We start from the raw sequence: 21353 nt of genomic DNA on the forward strand, positions 1-21353 counted from the left end.
GCCGATGGGAATCACCATGAGCAGCGGGGAGAACGATCCGGCTGTCACGCGGGAGCAACTGCGCGACGAGCTTCTGCGCCGTCGGCTGCGCGGCCGGGCGCGGGACACGGAGAACGGAATCAGGCACGCCGACCGGTCGAAGCCGCTGCCGCTGTCCTTCGGCCAGCAGCAGATGTGGTTCTTGCACCAACTCGATCCGGACAGTCCCGAATACCTCGTGCCGATCGCCTTCCGGCTGCGCGGTGAGCTGAACGTCGAGGAACTGCGGGCCGCGCTGACTGACCTGGTCGCGCGGCACGAGATACTGCGCACCAGGTACACGGTAGACGGCACCGGCCCGGTGCAGACCGTCGTAGGGGCCGCTCCCGTGGACCTCCCGCTGGAGGAGGTGACAACCGGGTCGCTCGACACGGCCGTCACGCGGGCCGCTCTCACGCCCATCGACCTGTTGCGAGAGGCACCGATGCGGCCGCGGCTGCTGCGTGTCGCTCCGGACGACCACGTGCTGCTCCTGGTTTTCCATCACATCGCCTTCGACGCCTGGTCGGCCCAGGTGGTGGCCGCCGAACTGAGCGCGCTCTACGAGGCGCGCGCCGACGGCCGTTCGGCGCCGCCCGCGCCGCTGGCCGTCCAGTACGCGGACTTCGCGGCGTGGCAGCGCGAGGAACTCTCCACCGGCCGGCTGGCGGAGGAACTCGACCACTGGGCCCGTACGCTGGACGGGCTGCCGTCGCTCGATCTCCCACTCGACCGGCCGCGCCCCGCGAGGCGCGACAGCGGAGGCGCCGCGGCCGGGTTCACGCTGCCGGACGAGGTGGTCGCGGGCATCCGCGACCTTGCCGCGCAGTGCGCGACCACCCCGTTCGTGGTCCTGCTCACGGCTTTCCAGGTCTTTCTCGCCCGTTACACCGGCCAGACCGACATCCCGGTGGGCACGGTCATGTCCGGACGGACCCGCCCCGAACTGCAAGGACTGATCGGTTACTGCATCAACAGCCTGGTCCTGCGCGGCCGTTGGACCGGCGATCCGGCCTTCCGCGAACTCGTGCTGAACACCAAGGACACCCTGGCGGACGCCTACGACCACCAGTCGGTGCCGTTCGCCCTGCTGGTGGACCGGCTCCAGCCGGAGCGGGACATGTCGCGCACACCGCTCTACCAAGTCGCCCTCACCATGCACCAGCGGAGTGGGAGCGGCGCCGTGGCGCTGTCCGACCTGACCATGGAGCCGTACCCGGCGACCGGGCAGATCGCCAAGGTCGACCTCGAACTGCAGATCGACGAAGGCGGCGACGGCTCGCTGCGAGGCCAACTCGTCTACGCCACCTCGCTCTTCGAACCCGGCACGGTACAGCGCATGCTGTGCCACTTCCAGCGGCTCCTGGCCGGCGCCGTCGCGCGTGACGGCGAGCCGGTGTCCCGCCTGGAGGTCCTCGACGACGCCGAACGCGCCCTCCTCGTCGGCGCCCCCGCCGACGAGGAGCTGGTGACCGCGTGCGTGCACGAGATCTTCGAGGCCCAGGCGGAGCGGACACCCGACGCGCCGGCGGTGGTCGTCGGCGGCACCACGCTGTCCTACGGCGAGGTGAACACGCGGGCCAACCGGCTCGCCCACCACCTGCGCGGACTCGGTGCCGGCCCGGAATCACTGGTGGGTGTGTGCCTGGAACCCGGACCTGACCTGATCCCGACCCTGCTCGGCGTGCTGAAGTCCGGGGCGGGCTACGTACCGCTGGACCCGGTGCACCCGGCGGACCGGCTGGGGTACACGCTGACCGACGCCGGCGTGTCCCTCGTGGTGACCGACGCGGCCCGCGCGGACACCCTCGAGGAGGTGTTCGCGGGCCGCTTCGTCGTCCTCGACCGTGACGGGGACACCCTCGCCGCGGAACCCGGGACGAACCCGGCACGGACAGCGGTCCCGGACAACGTCGTCTACGTCATCTACACTTCAGGCTCCACCGGGCGGCCCAAGGGGTGCGTTCTGTCGCACGCCAACGTGGTCCGGCTGATGCGTACCGCCGATCGGCACTACGGGTTCACCGCGGACGACGTGTGGACGCTTTTCCACTCGTTCGCCTTCGACGTCTCCGTGTTCGAGATGTGGGGCGCAATGCTGCACGGCGGCACACTCGTGGTGGTACCCCGCGAGGTCACCCGCTCCCCGGAGGAACTCCTGGACCTCCTGGTCGAGCAGCGGGTGACGATGCTTTCCCAGACGCCGTCGGCCTTCCGGTCGCTGGTGTCCGCCGCCGCCGACGACGATCCGCGGATCCCGCGACTGGCACTGCGTGCGGTGATCTTCGCGGGGGAGAAGCTGGAGATTCCGCAGCTGCGTCCGTGGGTCGAGCGCCTCGGCGTCGAACGGCCGCTGCTGGCGAACATGTACGGCATCACCGAGACGACGGTCCACACCACCTTCTACGCCGTCACCGAGGACGACGTCCGCGACGGCGCCGCCAACCCGATCGGTGCGCCGCTCGGCGATCTGCGGGTGCACCTTCTGGACTCCGCCGGCGATCTGGCGCTGCCCGGAGCACCGGGCGAGATCCACGTGGCAGGCCCCGGCGTGGCTCGGGGTTACCTCAACAGGCCCGCGCTCACCGCTGAACGATTCGTGCCCAACCCGTTCGGCCCGCCCGGGTCGCGGCTGTACCGCAGCGGCGACATCGCCCGGCGGCACGGCACCGGCCTGAGGTTCGTCGGCCGGTCCGACGACCAGGTCAAGATCCGCGGTTACCGGGTCGAACTCGGCGAGATCGAGGCCGCCCTGAGCGCCCAGCCGGATGTCCGGGAAGCGGTGGTGGTCATCCGCGAGGACACTCCCGGCTCCCGGCAGTTGGTCGCCTACCTCGTGCCCGCCGACGACTGCGTACCGGACCCGGCGCGGCTGCGGGGTGCGCTGGCCCGCGACCTGCCCGAGTACATGGTGCCGGCGGCGTTCGTCCCGCTGGCCTCCCTGCCGCTGACGGCCAACGGAAAGCTGGACCGGCGGGCGTTGCCCGCCCCCGCCTCGGACTCCTTCGCCCGCAGCGTCTACGTCGGGCCGAGAACGCCGCTGGAGGAACGGGTCCGCGACGTGTGGGCCGAGGTGCTCGGCACCGAGCGGATCGGTGTGCACGACGGCTTCTTCGAACTCGGCGGCGACTCGCTGCACGCGGTCGCGCTCGTGGGCAGATTGCGCGCCGAGGGCTTCGAACTGACCGTCCGCGACGTCTTCGACCGGCGCACCGTGGCCGAACTGAGCCGACTGCTGGAGGGCGGCACCGCCCAGGAGGAGATCCGGCTGGTCAAGCCGTTCGAGCTGATCCCGGAGGCGGACCGGGCGGGACTGCCGGACGCGGTAGTCGACGCCTACCCGCTCTCGCAGATCCAGACCGGCATGGTCATCGAGATGCTCGCCGAGGGGGACGCCAACAACTACCACAACTGCAGCAGCTTCCGGATCCTCGACGGCCAGCCCTTCGCACCGCAGGCGTTCGAGCAAGCCGTCCGGCTCGTCGTCGCCCGTCACGACATGCTGCGGACCTCCCTGCACCTCACCGAGTTCTCGGTACCGATGCAGCTGGTGCACCGCACGGCCGAAGCCTCGCTGGGCGTGCACGACCTGAGCGGACTCGCTCCCGAGGAACGCGAGGAGGCGCTGCGTGCCTTCGTACGCGCGGAGCGGGCGCGGCCGTTCGACCTGGCCGAGCCTGCCCTCATGCGGTTCCACGCGCACCTCACCGGCGACGGCGCCTGGTGGCTGTCCATCACCGAATGCCATCCGATCATGGAGGGCTGGAGCTACCACTCCCTGTTCATGGAGCTTCTCCATGCCTACCTGCGCATACGCGACGGGCTGGAGCCCGAGCCCTACGAGCGGCCCGCCGTCCGCTTCGCGGACTCCGTCGCCGCGGAACTGAGGGCCCTGAAGTCACCCGAGGACGCGGCCTACTGGCGGGACATCGTCGAACGCTACCCGAGCTTCAGGCTTCCGGACGACTGGGGTGAGCCGGACCAGCCGGCCGCCACCCACCACGTCCGTGTCGGCTGGGCGGATGTGGAACCCGGCCTGCGGGCACTGGCCGCCGCCGCGAGAACCTCGCTCAAGAGCGTCATGGTGACAGCCTTCCTGAAGGTGCTGAGCCAGCTCACGGACGAACGCGAGTTCCAGGCGGGGCTCGTCTACGACGTACGGCCCGAGGTGCTGGGCGCCGATCGCGTCTACGGCATGTACCTCAACACGCTGCCGATGCCCTTCACCCGCCCGACCGGCACCTGGACGGACGTGGTGCGGCGGGTCTTCGAGCGCGAGGTCGCGTCCTGGCCGCACCGCCGGCTGCCGCTGCCCGCCGTGCAGCGCCAACGCGGCGAGGCAGGCCGCCTGTTCGACGTGTTCTTCAACTACCAGGACTTCCGCCAGGTCGACACGGACCTGGTCGACAGCGCGGTCGGCGTGGACGACAGCCCCACCGAGTTCCCCCTCACCGTCTCGGCACGCGCCCGGCACATCTTCCTGACGGCCGACTCCCGCGTGCTGAGCGTCGCCCGCACCGAGCGGGTCGGCGCCATGTTCCGCACGGTGCTGGAAGCGATGGCCGCGGATCCGCGCGGGGACGCCTCGACGGTCTTCCTGCCCGACGACGAACGGGCGCTGCTGCTGGGCGAATGGGCGCTCAACCCGACCGAGCCGGTCACCCGGTGCGTGTACGAACTGTTCGAGGAGCAGGCAGCCCGAACGCCGGACGCGGTGGCCGTGCTCGCCGACCGCGCCCCCGTGACCTACGCCGAACTGGAGGCGCGGGCCAACCGGTACGCGCACCGGCTGCGGTCGATGGGCGTTCGCTCCGACTCCGTAGTCGGGGTGCTCCTGGACCGCGGGCTGGACCTGGTCGCCTGCCTGCTGGGCGTCTGGAAGGCGGGCGCCGCCTACCTGCCGATCGATCCCGGTTTCCCCGCCCAGCGGGTGCGGAACATGCTGGCCGACTCGGGCGCCCGCGTGCTGCTCACCCAGACGTCCCTGACATCCGGACTGGACTTCCCGGGCGAGACCGTCCGCGTCGACGCCGGCCCGCACGTCCTCGCCGGTCTGCCGGCGACGCCGCCGGAGCGGGTGGCGGACCTGGACCGGCTCGCCTATGTGATCTACACCTCCGGTTCGACCGGGCGGCCCAAGGGCGTGCAGATCCCGCACCGCGGGCTGGCCAACCATGTGCGCTGGGCGGTGGAGGAACTGGCCTCCCGCGGCGAGGGCGGCGCACCGTTGTTCTCGTCCGTCGCCTTCGACCTGGTGGTCCCCAACCTGTGGGCCCCCCTGCTGTCCGGTCAGGCGGTGCACATGGTGCCGCAGGACCTGGACCTCAGCGCGCTGGCCGGGTACCTCGCCGAGGGGGCGCCGTACAGCTTCATCAAACTGACGCCCGCCCACCTGGAGGTCCTGACGCTCGGCCTGTCGGCAGACCAGGCGGACCGGCTCGCCTCGGTGCTCGTCGTCGCCGGTGAGGCACTGACCCGCCGAGTGGTACGGGAATGGGCCGGACTGGCACCCTCGGTGCCGATCATCAACGAGTACGGCCCGACCGAGGCCTCGGTCGGCACCTGCATCCACCCGGTCGACGGCCCCGTACGTACGCAGGTCGTCCCCATCGGCCGGCCGTTGCCGAACGTATCCATGTACGTCCTCGACGAACACCTGGAGCCGGTCCCGGCCGGGACGCCCGGCGAACTGTACGTCGGGGGAACGGGACTCGCCCGGGGATACGCGGGCCGGCCCGCCCTGACGGCGGAACGGTTCCTCCCGGACCCGTACGGGGAACCCGGCGGACGCCTGTACCGCACGGGCGACCGGGTCCGTGTCGGTGCCGACGGTGCCGTCGACTTCCTCGGCCGCGGCGACGGCCAGATCAAGATCCGCGGCTACCGGGTGGAGGTCGGCGAGATCGAGTCGGCCCTCGCCGAGCATGCCTGCGTCGCGGAGGCCCGTGTCGTCGCCAGAGAAGATGCCTCGGGCGGGAAACAACTCGTCGCGTACCTGATACCGGCCGCAGGCAGCACCATCGACGTCACCGACTTACGCCGGCGACTGCAGCGTGACCTGCCCAGCTACATGGTGCCCACGGCGTTCGTCGGTCTGGAGACGATGCCGCTCACCGCCAACGGCAAGCTCGACCACCGGGCGCTGCCCGCCCCCGGCGCACAGCCCCAGCCCGAACTTCGCGTCGTGACACCGCGCACCGTGGCGGAGCGGCGGATCGCCGCAGTGTGGCGGAACGTCCTCGAAGCCGACGAGGTGGACGTCCACGGCGAGTTCTTCGAGTCCGGCGGCGATTCGATCCGGGCGGTCGCCCTCATCGGCGGTCTGCGCAAGGCAGGGCTCGACCTCTCGGTGCGCGACGTGTTCCGGCACCGCACGGTGGCCGCGCTGGCCGAACTGGCCTCGACCCGGGCGGCGCTGTCCGGAACGTCCATGTCCGTCCGGCCGTTCGAGCTGATCACCGAAGCTGACCGGGAAGCCGTGCCCGAAGGCGTCGTCGACGCCTACCCGCTGTCCCAGGTGCAGATCGGCATGCTCGTCGAGATGCTGGGCGACGACAGCCGCCGCTACTACCACAACGTCAATGTCTACCAAGTGCGCGATGACGGGCCGTTCGACTCCGCGGCGTTCGCCCGGGCCGTGGCGCTCATGGTGCGCCGCAACGACGTGCTGCGGACGACCGTGCATCTGGACGGGTTCACGGTACCGATGCAACTCGTCCACGCCGACGTCGACATTCCCGTCGGATGGCGCGACATCAGCGACCTCGATCCCGACGCGCGGCGGGCCGCGATCACCCGGCACGTCGCTGCCGAGCGCGCCGATCCGTTCGACCTGGACGGCCCGATGCTGCGCGTGTACGCGCACGTCACCTCGGACCGCACCTGGTCGTGCGCGTTCACCCAGACCCACGCGATCATGGATGGCTGGAGCAATCAGCTCCTGCTCATGGACCTGGTCGCCGCCTACCGACGCATCCGCGACGGCAAGGAGCCCGACGCAGGGGAGACGCCGGCCATCCGCTACGCCGACTTCGTCGCGGCCGAACTGGCCTCCCTGGAGTCAGCTGAGGACGCCGCCTATTGGGAGAGCCTGGTCGCGGACCACGCGAAGATGACGCTGCCGGAGCACTGGCACGGCGACCTCACCGCGCCGCCCGAGGTCATCAAGACCGGCACGGCCTTCGGTGACCTCCAGGACGGACTGCGGGCGCTCGCGACGGCCGCGAGGGCCTCCCTGAAGAGCGTCATGGTGGCCGCCTTCCTCAAGGTGATGAGCCAGCTCACCCATGAGCCGAGGTTCCACGCCGGCATCGTCACGCACACCCGCCCGGAGGCGTCCGGAGCCGACCGGTTGTACGGGAACTTCCTGAACACGCTGCCGTTCGCTGCCGACCGCAGCGCCCGCACCTGGGCGGAGCTGGTGCGCCAGGTGGCCGACCGGGAGATCGAGGCATGGCCCCACCGCCACTACCCGATGCCCGCCATCCGAGAGAGGTCCGGCGGACGTCTCGTCGATGTCTTCTTCAGCTACCTGGACTTCCACGAGCTCGATCCGGATGTCGCCGACGAGGGCGGCGGCTTCAATGACGCCCCGAACGAGTTCGCACTGCGCGTCACCTCGCTCGGCGGTGTCCTCAGCATGAGCACCAACAGCCACGTGCTCTCCCGGGCCCACGCCGACCGGATCGCCGGCATGTTCCGTGCTGTCCTGGCGGCCATGGCGGCCGACGCGCAGGGCGACGCCCGCGAGACGTACCTGCCCGAAGGGGAACGGGAACGGCTGCTCGAGGCCGTCGCGGGCACCGCGGCGCCGCCCGCGACGGCGCCCCTGCACACGCGGTTCGAGGCCGTGGCGGCCCGTCGGCCGGAGGCCACGGCCGTGGACGCCGGTGAGGACAGCCTCACCTACGCCGAGCTGAACGCCCGCGCCGACCGGCTGGCCCATCGGCTGCGGGAGCGGGGCGTCGGCGCCGGGGAACTGGTGGGCGTATGCCTGGACCGCAGCCCGGAGCTCGTCTGGACGCTCCTCGGCGTGCTGAAGTCCGGCGCGGCCTACGCGCCGCTGGATCCGGCCCAGCCACCGGAACGGCTCCGTGAGTTCCTCGACGACTGCCGTGTGTCCCTGGTCGTCACCGGGCCGGATCAGCGGGCGTGCGTCGCCGGTTTCGACGGTGAGCTGCTGATCACTGACCGGTCCGACCGGTCCGGCGGGCCGGCCGCCGGACTGCCGGATACCGGCCCCGCCACTGCCGGTGATGCGGACGAACCGGCCTGCGTGCTGTGCACCACCGGGCCGGCGGGCCGCCCGCAGGGCAGCGTGCTGTCGCACGCGAACGTCGCCGCGCTGTTGCGCTCGGCCGATGAACACTGCTCGTTCGCCGACACCGATGGGTGGGCCCTGGCGGCGTCGATCGCCTCCGAAGTGTCGCTCCTGGAAGTGTGGGGAGCGCTGCTGCACGGCGGAACCCTGGTCGTCGCACCCGTAGAGGTCACCCGGTCCGCGGAGGACTTCCTCGACCTGCTGGCCGCACGACGGGTCACGGTGCTGGGCCGCACCCCGTCGGACTTCCCGCCGCTCGTCGCGGCGGCCCGGGCGAAGAGGGCGACCGCGTCCTCGCTCGCCCTGCGCACGGTGGTGCTCGCGGGAGGGCGGCTGCCCTGGGAGTCGCTCCGGTTGTTCGCCGACGGATTCGGGGCCGGACAGCGACCGGAGCTGGTGGCTCTCTACGGCACCGCCGAGACGGGGGCCCGCACGGCGGTCCGCAGGGTGAACGCCGGCGACCTGGTAGCGGAGGACACCGCCGACTCGCTCGGGCACCCCGGCGGGGACACCCGCCTCCGTGTGCTGGACGCGCACGGCCGCCTGGTACCGGAAGGCGTCACCGGCGAGATCCACGTCTCGGGCGGCGCACTCGCCCTCGGCTACCGCAACCAGCCCGCGCTGACCGCCGAGCGGTTCGTCCCGGACCCCTACGGTGCCCCGGGCAGCAGGCTGTACCGAAGCGGCGACCTCGGGCGGGTGAGGCAGGACGGCTCGGTCGAGTTCGCCGGCCACACGGACGGCCACGTCACCGTGCTCGGCCACCGGATTGACCCTCGTGCCGTCGAAGCCGTGCTCCACGGGCATCCGGGCCTGCGCACGGCCATGGTCGCGGCGCGGGAGGACGCCCATGGTGACCCCGTGCTGGTGGCCTACTGCGTCCCGGTGCGCGAGTTGCCGGACGCCACCGAACTGGCCGACCACTGCCGGCGGGTCCTGCCCTCCCACATGGTGCCGTCGGTGTTCTTCCCGCTGCAGGAGGAACCACGGGCCGTGCGCGGCCGGGTGGACCTGAGCGCACTCCCGGGACCTGACTCGCCGGTGTCCGAGCAGGACGCGTATGCAGGGCCGCGCTCTCCTGTGGAGGCCCGGATCGCCGCCGTGTGGCAGAGGGTGCTCGGCTTGGAACGGGCCGGCGTCCACGACGTGTTCTTCGAATTCGGCGGTGACTCGATCAAGGCTGTCCGCCTGGTCGGCGCGCTGCGCGCGGAAGGGCTGGACCTCGGGGTCAAGGACGTCTTCGCACGGCGTACGATCGCCGGGCTCGCGGATCTGCTGGAAGGCCGGGCCGCGCTGGCCGGCACCGACCGCCCGGTCGAGCCCTTCGCCCTGATCGGTGCCGAGGACAGGGCCCTGCTGCCCGTCTCGGCCGACGACGCCTATCCGATGTCCCAGGTACAGCTGGGCATGGTCGTCGAGATGCTGACCGGCGGCTACGCGTACCGAAGCTTCGTCTCCTACCGGGTCTCGGACGACCGGCCCTTCTCCGGCGAGGCGCTGCGGCACGCGGCGTCCGTCGTGATCGCCCGGCACGACCTGTTGCGCACCTCCTTCGACCTGCACGGCTATTCGGTCCCGATGCAGGTGGTGCACGCTACGGCACAGCCCCTGGTACGGGTCCACGACGTGCACGGCGACCGAGAGGAACTGCTGCGGCTGCTGACCGAGGAACGCGACGCCCCCTTCGATCTGGACGAGCCGCCGCTGCTGCGGATCGCGGCTTACCTGGAGGACGACCGGACCTGGTGGCTGTCGCTCAGCCGCCCCCACGCGGTCACCGAGGGATGGAGCCACAACTGGCTCAGATCGGAGCTGCTCAGCTGCTACCAGCGGCTGCGGGACGGCCTCGACCCGGAGCCGTACCTGGCCCCGGCCGCGCGGTACGCCGACCACATAGCCGGGGAGCTGCGGTCCCTGGAGTCCGAGGAGGACGCCGCGTACTGGCGGCGCATCGTCGACACCCATACCCCCGTGACGCTCCCGGACGACTGGGCGGACGCGGGCGTCGGCGAGCCCTATGACCTGCGGGTGCCGATCGAGGACATCGAGGAGCAACTGCGCGCACTCGCCGCAGACCTGCGTGTCTCCGTCAAGAGCGTGCTTCTGGCCGCCCACGTCAAGGTGATGAGCCAGCTCACCGAGGCCCGGCGCCTGCACACGGGACTGGTCTGCGACGCCCGCCCCGAACTCGAGGGCGCGGAGCGGGTGTACGGCATGCACCTCAACACGGTCCCGTTCCCGGTGCCGCCGGCCGCGGCGACCTGGCGCGAGCTGATTCTGCGCGTGTTCGACCAGGAAGTGGAACTGTGGCAGCACCGCAGGTACCCGCTGCCGGCGATGCAGCGCTGGCGCGGTGAACGCCTGCTCAACGTGGTGTTCAACTACGTCGACCTGCCCAAGGAGGAGGCGCCCGGCATCGAGGCGCAGACGGGACTCGGCGCTTCGCTGACCGAGTTCGATCTGACGCTGCACTGCCGGGGAAGCAGGCTGCTGCTGAGCACCTCCACGGCCGTCCTCGGCCGTGCGGCGGGTGAGCGACTCGCTGCCATGTACCGCGCGGTGCTGGAGTCGATGGCCTCCGACGCCGAAGGTGACGCCCGTGTCACCTATCTGCCCCGGCACGAGCGGGACAGCCTGCTGGCCCAGGCGCCGCTCAGCGAGCCGGAGTTCGTGTCCGTGCCCGAACGCTTCCGGTACCAGGCCGCGCGGACCCCCGAGGCCGTCGCCGTGGCCGGTCCCGACGGCGTCATGACGTACGGCGAGCTGGATGCGCGATCCGACCTGCTGGCAGGGCATCTGCGAGGCCTCGGCGTGGGACCCGAGGACCTGGTGGGCATCTGCCTCCACCGCTCGGCCGAACTGGTGCTCGCGGTGCTGGCGGTGCTCAAGGCGGGCGCGGCGTATCTGCCGCTGGACCCGGAGACCCCCGCCGAGCGCCGGGACTTCATGCTCGACGACGCCCGTGCCCGAGTGCTGCTGACCCGCTCCGGATCGGCGGGCGACGCCGTGCCGAACGTCCTGCTGGACCGCCTGGAGCTCCCGGCCGACGGCGGCCCTGTGTCCGACCTACCGGACCCCGCCTCGGACGCCCTGGCGTACGTGATCTACACGTCGGGTTCGACGGGGCGGCCCAAGGGGGCCATGGTGAGCCGCGTCGGCATGGGCAACCACCTGCTGGCGAAGATCGAGGACCTCGGTCTGGGCGAGGCCGACCGCGTCGTCCAGAACGCGTCGCCGGCCTTCGACATCTCCGTCTGGCAGATGCTCGCGCCGCTGGTGGTCGGCGGCCGGGTGCACGCCGTGGACGGGGCCACCGCGCTGGACCCGAACGCGCTGTTCGGACTGGTGGCCGACGAGGAGATCTCCGTCCTGGAGGTCGTCCCGTCCCTGCTCCGCGCGGCCCTGGACGTCTGGGACGCGGGCGGACCGACTCCTGACCTGCCGTCGCTGCGCCGTCTCGTCGTGACCGGGGAGGCGCTGCCGGCGGCCCTGTGCGAGCGATGGCTGGAGCGCCATCCGGGCATCCCCCTCGTCAACGCCTACGGCCCGACCGAGTGCTCCGACGACGTCACGCACGCCCAGATCACCGCGGCCGACGCCACCCAGCGGGTGCCGATCGGCTCGGCCGTCCGCAACACCACCCTGTACGTGCTCGACGAGCGGCTGGAACCGGTGCCGGTCGGTGTCCCCGGCGAACTGCACGTCTCCGGGACCGGCGTGGGCCGCGGCTATCTGCGACGGCCGGAACTGACGGCGGAACGGTTCGTGCCGGACCCCTACGGCCCGCCGGGTGCACGGATGTACCGCACCGGCGACCTGGTGAGCCGCCGGCCGGACGGTGAGCTGGACTTCCTCGGCCGCCTCGACGACCAGGTGAAGGTGCGCGGCCACCGTGTCGAACTGGGCGAGATCGAGGCCGCGCTCGGTGCTCACGCACAGGTCCGCCAGGCGGTGGTGGTGCTCCGGGAGGACCGCCTCGTGGCCTACTGCACGCCCCTTGGTGAGCCGGCGGAGCCGGGCGTGCTGCGGGAGTGGCTCGCCCGGAAACTGCCCGAGTACATGCTGCCGGCGGCCTTTGTCGCCCTCGACCGCATCCCGCTGACCCCGAACGGCAAACTCGACCGGCGGGCACTGCCCGATCCCGGCGACGACGCCTTCACCGTCGGCACGTTCGTGGCACCCCGCACACCGCTGGAAACAAAGGTCTGCGACATCTGGCGCAGCGCGCTGGACGTTTCGAGGGTCGGCGTCCGCGACGGGTTCTTCGACCTCGGCGGGGACTCCATCCGCGCCGTCGCGGTCACCGGGGCACTGCGCGCGGAGGGTCTGGACGTCGCCGTGCGCGACGTTTTCGAGGCCCGGACCGTCGAACGGCTCTGCGAGCTGATCGCGGATCGGGCGCCGGTCGCCTCCGACACCCTGGTCGAGCCCTTCGAGCTCATCTCCGCCGAGGACCGTGCCAAGCTTCCCGGTGACGTCGTGGACGCCTACCCGCTCGGCCGGACCCAGCTCGGAATGATCATCGAGCTGCTCGCGGACCGGGACCGCAACCCGTACCACATCATCAACACCTTCCGGGTCACCGACGGCAGTCCTCTCGATCCCGCGGCGCTGCGGGCGGCGGCGGACCTGCTGGCCGAGCGTCACGAGGTGCTGCGCACCTCCCTCCGGCTCAGCGGATTCTCCGTTCCGCTCCAGCTCGTCCACGCCACGGCCGAGATCCCCCTGGAGATACGGGACGTACGCGGTCGCGGCGAGGAGGAACACGGGCGGATACGGCAGGAACTCGCCGCCGAGCAGCGGGCCCACGTCTTCGACCTCGAGCGCGCCCCGCTGATGCGGATCACCATCCATATCGAGAGCGACGAGGCGTGGTGGGTGACGTTCACCCAGACGCATGTGATTACCGAGGGCTGGAGCTATCACCTGCTCCTGGAACAACTGCTGGACTGCTACCAGCAGATCCGCGACCGCGGAGAGCCTCAGCCCTACGACGCGCCCCGAGTCCGTTTCGCCGACGCGATCGCCGGCGAGCTGCACTCGTTGGCCTCCGCGCAGGACAGGGAGTACTGGCAGCAGATCACCTCCGCGTACGAGCCGGTACGGATCCCTGCGGAACTCGCCGGGAACTCCGACGAACGGGTCTATGTTCCGGTGCCCTTCGAAGACCTGGCGTCCGATCTGCGCGCACTGGCGAGCGCTGTCGGCGTGTCGATGAAGAGCGTGCTGCTGGCCGCCCACCTGAAGGTGATGGGACAGATCACCGACAAGCCCGCCTACCACTCCGGCCTGGTGTGTGACATCCGGCCCGAGGTGATGGGCGCCGACCGGGTGCTCGGCATGTTCCTGAACACGCTTCCCGTGGCGGTCGACCGCAGCGCGCGGACGTGGCGGGACCTGCTCACCCAGGTGTTCGAACAGGAGGTCGAGCTGTGGGCGCACCGGCGCTACCCGATGCCGGTCATCCAGCGTGAGTGGGGCGGCAGCCGGCTCATCGAGGTGATGTTCAACTACCTGGACTTCCATCAGGTGGACACCGAGCGGGTGGCCGCCGGGACCCGTACGAACATCGGTCCGCACGAGTTCGCGCTGTCGGTCTACAACCGCGGCGACGTGCTCTGGGTGAACTCCAACGAACAGGTGATGAGCAGGACCAACGTGGAGCGGCTGGCCGGTATGTACCGGGCGGTGCTGGAAGCGATGGCCGCCGGGCCGGAGGGCGATGCCCGTATGGTCTATCTGCCCGCCGGTGAGCGCGAGCAGTTGCTGGGCCAGGCTGCGGGAACGGGAACGCATCGTCAGGTGTCCGGATGCGTCCACGCCCTGTTCGAGGCACAGGCCCGCCGGACACCCGAGTCCGTGGCCGTGGTGTCGGGCGGTGAGACCTGGACGTACGCGGAGGTGGACGCCCGCGCGAACCGGCTCGCACATCACCTCCGGCGTCTGGGCGCCGGTCCGGAAACCGTCATCGGGGTGTGCCTGCCGCCGGGCGGCGAGCTGATGCCGGCCCTGCTGGGCGTGATGAAGTCGGGAGCGGCCTATCTGCCCCTGGATCCGACCAACCCGGCGGACCGGCTCGGATTCATGCTCCAGGACGCCGGGGTGCGGATCGTGCTGGCCGACGGCGGGACCGCTGCGACGATCGAGAAGGTCCATCGCGGTGACCTCGTGGTCCTGGACCGGGAGCCGCTGGAGGACCTCCCGGCCACCGGACCGGAACCGGTGGCCGGACCGGACAACCTCGTCTACGTGATCTACACCTCGGGCTCGACCGGGCGCCCGAAGGGCGTGGGCGTCAGCCACGCCAACGTCGTACGGCTGATGGACATCGCCGAGGAGCACTTCGCCTTCGACGGCTCCGACGTGTGGGCGCTGTCGCACACATTCGCCTTCGACGTCTCCGTCTTCGAGATGTGGGGGGCCCTGCTGCACGGAGGGACCCTCGTGATGGTGCCGCGTGCGGTTCTGCGCTCCCCGGAGGACTTCCTGGACTTGCTGGCCGAGCGGCAGGTGACGATGATCTGCCAGACACCCTCGGCCTTCCGGTCGCTGGTGGGCAGCGTCGCGGACGGAGACCCGCGCGCCTCACGGCTCGCCCTGCGGGCGGTGGTTCTCGCCGGAGAGAAGGCCGAACCGGCGGAGCTACGCCCCTGGGCCGACCGGGTCGGGCTCGGCAAGGTCGCGCTGACCAACATGTACGGGCCCACCGAGACCACCGTCTACACCACCTACCACCGGTACTCCAAGCGCGACTTCGAACCCGGGGTGGGCACCAGGATCGGCCGTCCCCTTGCCGACACGGCCATCCACCTGCTGGACCCCTTCGGGAATCTCACGCCCATCGGCGTCCCGGGCGAGATCTGCGTCGGCGGACCTGGTGTGGCCCGCGGTTACCTGGGCCGCCCGGAGCTGACCGCCGAGCGGTTCGTCCCCGACCCGTTCGGGCCGCCGGGATCCCGGCTGTACCGCACCGGCGACCTGGCACGGCGAGGACAGGACGGCGTGCTGGAATTCGTCGGCCGGATCGACGACCAGGTGAAGATCCGTGGATATCGTGTCGAACTGGGCGAGATCGAGGCCGCGTTGCTCGACCACCCGAGCGTACGTGAGGCTGTCGTCATCGTCCGCCAGGGCGAATCCGGGGACAGGAGCCTGACGGCCTATGCGGTCGCCGCGGACGCCGCGAATCCGGATCCGGCCGCGCTGCGCACCCACCTGGGCCGTACGCTCCCCGACTACATGATCCCGGCAGCGTACGTCGTGCTCGACCGGATGCCGCTGACGGCCAACGGAAAGCTGGACCGGCACGCGCTGCCGGCACCCGGCCGTTCCGCGTTCGCGGGGACGCGGTACGTGCCCGCGGCCACGCCCTTGGAGGAGCAGATGGCCGCCACCTGGCAAGCGGTGCTCGGCGTCGAGCGGATCGGTACGGCCGACACGTTCTTCGACCTGGGAGGCGACTCGATCCGGGCCGTGATGATCGCCGGCCGACTGCGTGAGGCCGGCGTCGACGTCACCGCGCGGGACGTCCTGGAACACCAGACCATCGGCGCGCTTCACGCCCGGCTGTCCGGTCGGTCCCTGGTCGCGCCCGAGCGGCCGGTGGCCCCGCTGGAGCTGCTGAGTCCGGCGGACCGGGAACTGCTTCCCGCCGACGGGATCGTCGACGCCTACCCGCTGACCAGGGTGCAGCTCGGGATGCTCGTGGAGATGCTCGCGGCCGACGGGCCGCGGTTGTACCACCGCGTCGTCTCGGCACCCTTCGACGCCGCCGAGCCGTTCTCCGCCGAGGCGCTGCAGCAGGCGCTCGCGGAACTGGCGGCCCGGCACGATGTGCTGCGCACCTCGATCGACCTGGACACCTTCTCCACGCCGATGCAACTCGTGCACGCTGAGGCGCGCATACCGCTGCGCGTCACGGACTTCACCGGGCAGGAGCAGCTGCGGGAGTTCGTGGCGGCCGAGAGCGAAGCCGTCGTGCCGCATGATGCGGCTCCCCTCCTGCGGGTATGCGTGCACACCGCGCGGGACGGCGGCTGGCACCTGACCCTCACACAGTCGCACCTGATCATGGACGGCTGGACCTTCAGCATGCTGCGCACCGAACTACTGGAGTTGTTCCGCGCCTTCCGGGACGGTACCCCCCTGCCACCCGGCCGGAAGGCCAGGGCACGCTTCGCCGATGTCGTGGCCGCCGAGTCACGGGCACTGGACAGCGCACAGGACCGGGCGTACTGGCAAGGCGTCGTCGCGGACAACGCCAAGTTCGTGTTGCCGGACACCTGGGGTGGTGAGGGTTCGCCCTACCGGATCGCCGTGGAACTGGACGAGATGGCCGAGGGGCTGCGGGAACTGGCCGCGGCGGCGTGCGTGCCGATGAAGAGCGTTCTCCTCGCCGCTCACCTGAAGGTCCTCAGCCAGCTCACCGGGGAACGCAGGTTCCATTCGGGTCTGGTCACCCATACCCGGCCGGAGATCGAAGGGGCGGAGAGGGTGTTCGGACTGCATCTGAACACGCTGCCGTTCCCCGCCGAGATGTCCGCCGGGACGTGGCGGGAGCTCGTCGCCGAGGTCTTCGCCCGGGAGCTGCGGGCGTGGCCGCACCGGCACTTCCCCATGGCGGCCATCCAGCAGGAACTCGCCCCCGGCGGCCGGCTCGTCGACGTGCGCTTCAGCTACCAGGACTTCGGGCAGCCCGCACAGGACGGCCCCGAGAACCTGGGTTTCAGCCGCACCGAGTTCCCCCTGGGCGTTTCGACGGCCGAGGGCCGTCTGGTCCTCACGCTCGACGCCGGGTCGGTGAGCCGGGCCAACGGGCACCGGTTGGCGCAGATGTACCGGACCGTGCTGACCGCGATGGCGGCGGACGCCGAAGCGGATCCGCGCCTGCTGCTGCTCCCCGACGAGGAGCGGCAGCTGCTCGTCGGGGAGCGGACCGGCAACTTTGGGCCGGAGCCCGTCCGCAGTGCGCTCGAGTCGTTCGAGGACCAGGCTGCCGCTACACCCGACGCCGTGGCGGTCCGTGCCGGCGACGCCGAGCTGACCTTCGGACAACTGGACGCGAGGGCCAACGGGTGTGCGCGTCATCTGCGCGGACTCGGGGTCGGCCCCGAGTCGGTGGTCGGGGTCCTGCTGGAGCGCGGCATCGAGCTGATCCCGTGGCTGCTGGGGGTGTGGAAGGCCGGCGCCGCGTATCTGCCGCTGGAGCCGGGCCACCCGGCCGAGCGGATCGCCTACATGCTCTCCGACGCACGGGCCGGCGCCGTGGTGACCGATGCCACCCAGGCCGGGGAACTGGCCGCGTGGTACGACGGCGCGGTCGTGACGGCCGACACGGCGGTGGGTACGGCGCCGTCCCCGGGACTGCGCCCCGATTTGGACACCTCGGCATACGTGATCTACACCTCGGGATCGACGGGACGGCCCAAGGGCGTTCAGGTCACCCACCGCGGTGTGGCCAATCACCTGCGGTGGGCCGTGGACGAACTGGCGTCCCGGGGCGAGGGCGGCGCACCGCTGTTCTCCTCGGTCGCCTTCGATCTGGTGGTGCCGAACCTGTGGGCTCCCCTGCTGGCGGGCCGCCCCGTCACCATCCTGGATGCCGGACTGGACCGGCTGGGCGAAGACCTCGTCGCCCGCGGCCCGTACGCCTTCATCAAGCTCACCCCCGCCCATCTGGAGCTGCTCGTCGAGCAGGTGACCGCCGAGCAGGCACAGGGGCTGACGGAGGTGCTGGTGGTGGCCGGCGAGGCGCTGCCCGCCCGGACGGTGGCGGCCTGGCGACGGCTGGCCCCGGCGGTCCGGGTGATCAACGAGTACGGGCCGACGGAAGCGTCCGTCGGTACGACCATCCATCGGGTCGACAGCGAACCGGACACCGCGACCGTCCCGATCGGGCGGCCGCTGCCGAACATGACCGTCTACGTGCTGAACCACTGGATGGAACCGGTTCCGGCGGGTGTCCCGGGCGAGTTGTACGTCGGTGGCACGGGCGTGGCCCGGGGCTATGTCCACCGGCCGGCGCTGACGGCGGAGCGGTTCGTGCCCGATCCCTTCGGACCGCCTGGAGCGCGTCTCTACCGCACCGGCGACCTGGTGCGGCTGCTGCCGGACGGAACCGCGGAGTTCCTGGCCCGCGCGGACCGGCAGGTGAAACTCAACGGCCTCCGGATCGAGCCGGGGGAGATCGAGGCGGTTATCGCCGAGCATCCGTCGGTGTCCCAGGCCCGGGTGCTGCTCAGGGAGGACGTCCCCGGCGACCGCCGTCTGGTCGGCTACCTGGCCACCGGCGCAGCCGACCTCGACGCCGTCCGGGCGCACCTCGCTCGCAGGCTGCCGGCCTCCTTGGTGCCCACGCAGCTTGTCGCGGTCGAAAGGCTGCCGTTGACCGCCAACGGCAAGGTGGACGAGAACGCGCTGCCGCGTCCGCAGCAGTCGACCGGAGGCGACCGCACGCCGCCCCGGACACCCACCGAGCAGATTCTCGCCCGGCTGTGGTCCGAGACGCTCGGGATCTCCGGCATCGGGACCCGGGACTCGTTCTTCGACCTCGGGGGCCACTCGATCCTCGCCATCAAGGTGGTGGCCGCGGCACGGGGGGCGGGCCTGCCGCTGACGCTCTTCGCCCTCTACCAGCACCGCACGCTCGGGGAACTCGCCGAGGCGCTGGACGCCGAGCCCGAAACCCGGCCTGCCCCGCCCGTGAAACCGCGAAGGCGGCGGATCCCGTCGCCGGAGAGGGCGATGCGTGCCGCCGGCACCCCCGGCGTGAGCGCGGCCCTGATCGAGGACGGCGAACTCGTGGCCGTCCCCTGCTACGGAACGCTCTTCGCCGGCGGTGGCGACGTCACCCCGCGGACCGTGTTCCAAGTGGGCTCGATGAGCAAGTACGTCGCCGCGGTAGGCGCACTGCGCCTGGTGGACGAGGGGGTGCTCGACCTGGAGGAGGATGTCAACACCTACCTGCGGGGGTGGCGGGTGCCCGGCGGTGGGGACGAAGCCCGGATCACCGTCCGGCACCTGCTCGGTCATCGCTCCGGACTGACCCCCAACGAGGGGAAGGGCTATCGTGCCCCCTCGGTACCCACCTTGCTGGACGTACTGCACGGCAGAGAGCCGGCGACCAACGCCCCGGTGGTACGGGAGAGGCCGCCGGGCGCCTTCCGGAAAGCGAACGTCCACTTCTCCGTACTCCAGCAGGCGATGGTCGACGCCACCGGGGAGGCTTTCCCCGAACTGATGCGGCATCTGGTCTTCGTGCCGCTGGGCATGGCCGACAGCGACTTCGACCAGACGTTCCCGGAACGCACCACGGCGCCCGTGGCACTCGGCCACCACCGCGACGGCACTCCCGTCGAGGGCGGCTGGCTGCTGCGCCCGGACCTGGCGGCAGCCGGCCTGTGGTCCACGGCGACGGACATCGCCAAGCTGACACTCGAGATCCGGCGGTCCCGGCTGGGTCTGCCGTCGGCTCCGCTGTCGCCGCGGACCGCCGAGCAGATGCTGACACCGGCGGCGGACAGCTCCTACGGCCTGGGCGCCGTCGTCGACGTCAGCGGCACCGACGCGCAGTTCGGGCACGGCGGCTCGCCGATCGGCTATCACGCGCTGGTGACGTGCTCGGTCGGCAGCGGTGACGGATGGGTGGTCCTCACCAACGGCTTCGCGGGCGAGGACGTCGTACGGACCTTCGTCTCCTCGCGGCTGCGGGACGAGGCCGAGTGACGGGCATCGTCGATGCCGAGAAGCCGGCCGTCCCGCTTCGACGCAACCGTGACTTCTGGTTCCTGTGGACGGGCGTGGGCATCGCCACGTGGGGCAACGCGGTGACCACGTCCGCCTACCCGCTGTTGATGATCTGGGTAGGCGGCTCCCCGTCGGCCGCGGGACTGGTCGGCTTCGCCGCGCTGCTGCCGCTGTTGCTCGTGCAGTTGCCGGCCGGGGCGTTCGTGGACCGGTGGGACCGGCGCCGGACGATGATCACCTGCAACGCCGTCTGCGCCCTGTCCCTGGCGAGCGTCGGTGCCGCGCTGCTCCTCGGCCGGTTGTGGCTGCCGCAACTGCTGATCGTCGCCTTTATCGAGGGCAGCGCGTTCGTCTTCTACCGGCTCTCGGAACGCGCCGCGGTGCGCAACGTGGTCTCGTCCGCCCAGTTGCCATCGGCGCTGGCGCAGAACCAGGCCAGAGGACGAGCCGCCGGCCTGGCGGGGCAGCCGACCGGCAGCTCGCTGTTCGTCCTCGTCAACTGGGCTCCCTTCCTGTTCACCGCGGCTCTCCACATCGTCGCTCTTGTCAATCTGCTGTTCATCAGGTCGAAGTTGCAAAAGGAACGGCAGGCGCGCAGGACCGCACTGCGCACCGAGGTCGCCGAGGGAATCGGCTGGCTGTTCCGGCAACGCTTCCTGCGGGCGGCGGTGTTCCTGGTCTCGGTGACGAACGTGCTCTTCAACGCGCTCCGCCTGGCCATCGTTGTGATCATCAACGAGAACGGCGGTTCACCGACGTTCATGGGGATCATCGGGTTCCTCGGCGGGGTGGGTGGTATCAGCGGCGCGATGCTGGGGCCGCTGCTGATCCGTCGCCTGCACCCGGGAACGGTCATCATCGGTGTCTTCGCCGTCTGGACCCTCGCCATGCCGTGGGTGGCGATGACTTCGCAGCCCGTCGTGCTGGGGGCACTGATGTCGGTGATGCTGTTCGTGGGCGCGCTGATCAACGTGGTCGCCGGGGTCTATCAGGTACAGGTCACGCCGGACGAGTTGCAAGGGCGGGTCGGCAGCGTCGCCAGCCTGATCAGTTCGGGCGCCAACTCACTCGGCCCCCTTGTCGCCGGTGTCCTCCTCGCCTCGTCCGGCGGACCGGGAACCGTGCTGTGGCTGAGCGCCGTCATGGCCGCGGTCACCGTCGCGGCCCTGCTGAGTCGGCCCATCCGGGAGGCGCGGCTGCGCAAGACACCGGATCCCGGAGGGTGACGGAGCGCCGGACGCCCCGACAACCCCGGTCAACAGCCTGGAGT

The 21353-nt window shown here is 71.1% G+C and carries 2 protein-coding genes; both read left to right on the top strand.

Annotated features, from left to right (window positions below):
* The first annotated feature begins 4 nt into the window (after positions 1 to 4).
* On the top strand, positions 5 to 20062 hold the full coding sequence (locus tag ACSURM_RS38700) for an amino acid adenylation domain-containing protein (protein WP_436961369.1): 20058 nt from the start codon (positions 5 to 7) through the stop codon (positions 20060 to 20062).
* Entirely contained in the window at positions 20059 to 21309 is a 1251-nt protein-coding gene (locus ACSURM_RS38705; RefSeq protein ID WP_436961370.1) for an MFS transporter, read from the top strand. The genes ACSURM_RS38700 and ACSURM_RS38705 overlap by 4 nt, the downstream gene beginning before the upstream one ends.
* Positions 21310 to 21353: the final 44 nt, after the last annotated feature.

The sequence above is a fragment of the Streptomyces sp. SudanB182_2057 genome, assembly GCF_964272715.1.
Classification (GTDB): domain Bacteria; phylum Actinomycetota; class Actinomycetes; order Streptomycetales; family Streptomycetaceae; genus Streptomyces; species Streptomyces rubradiris.

Excerpts from the sequence above, each read along its gene's own strand:
- ACSURM_RS38700 (WP_436961369.1), top strand. The coding sequence starts at position 5 with ATGGGAATCACCATGAGCAGCGGGGAGAACGATCCGGCTGTCACGCGG.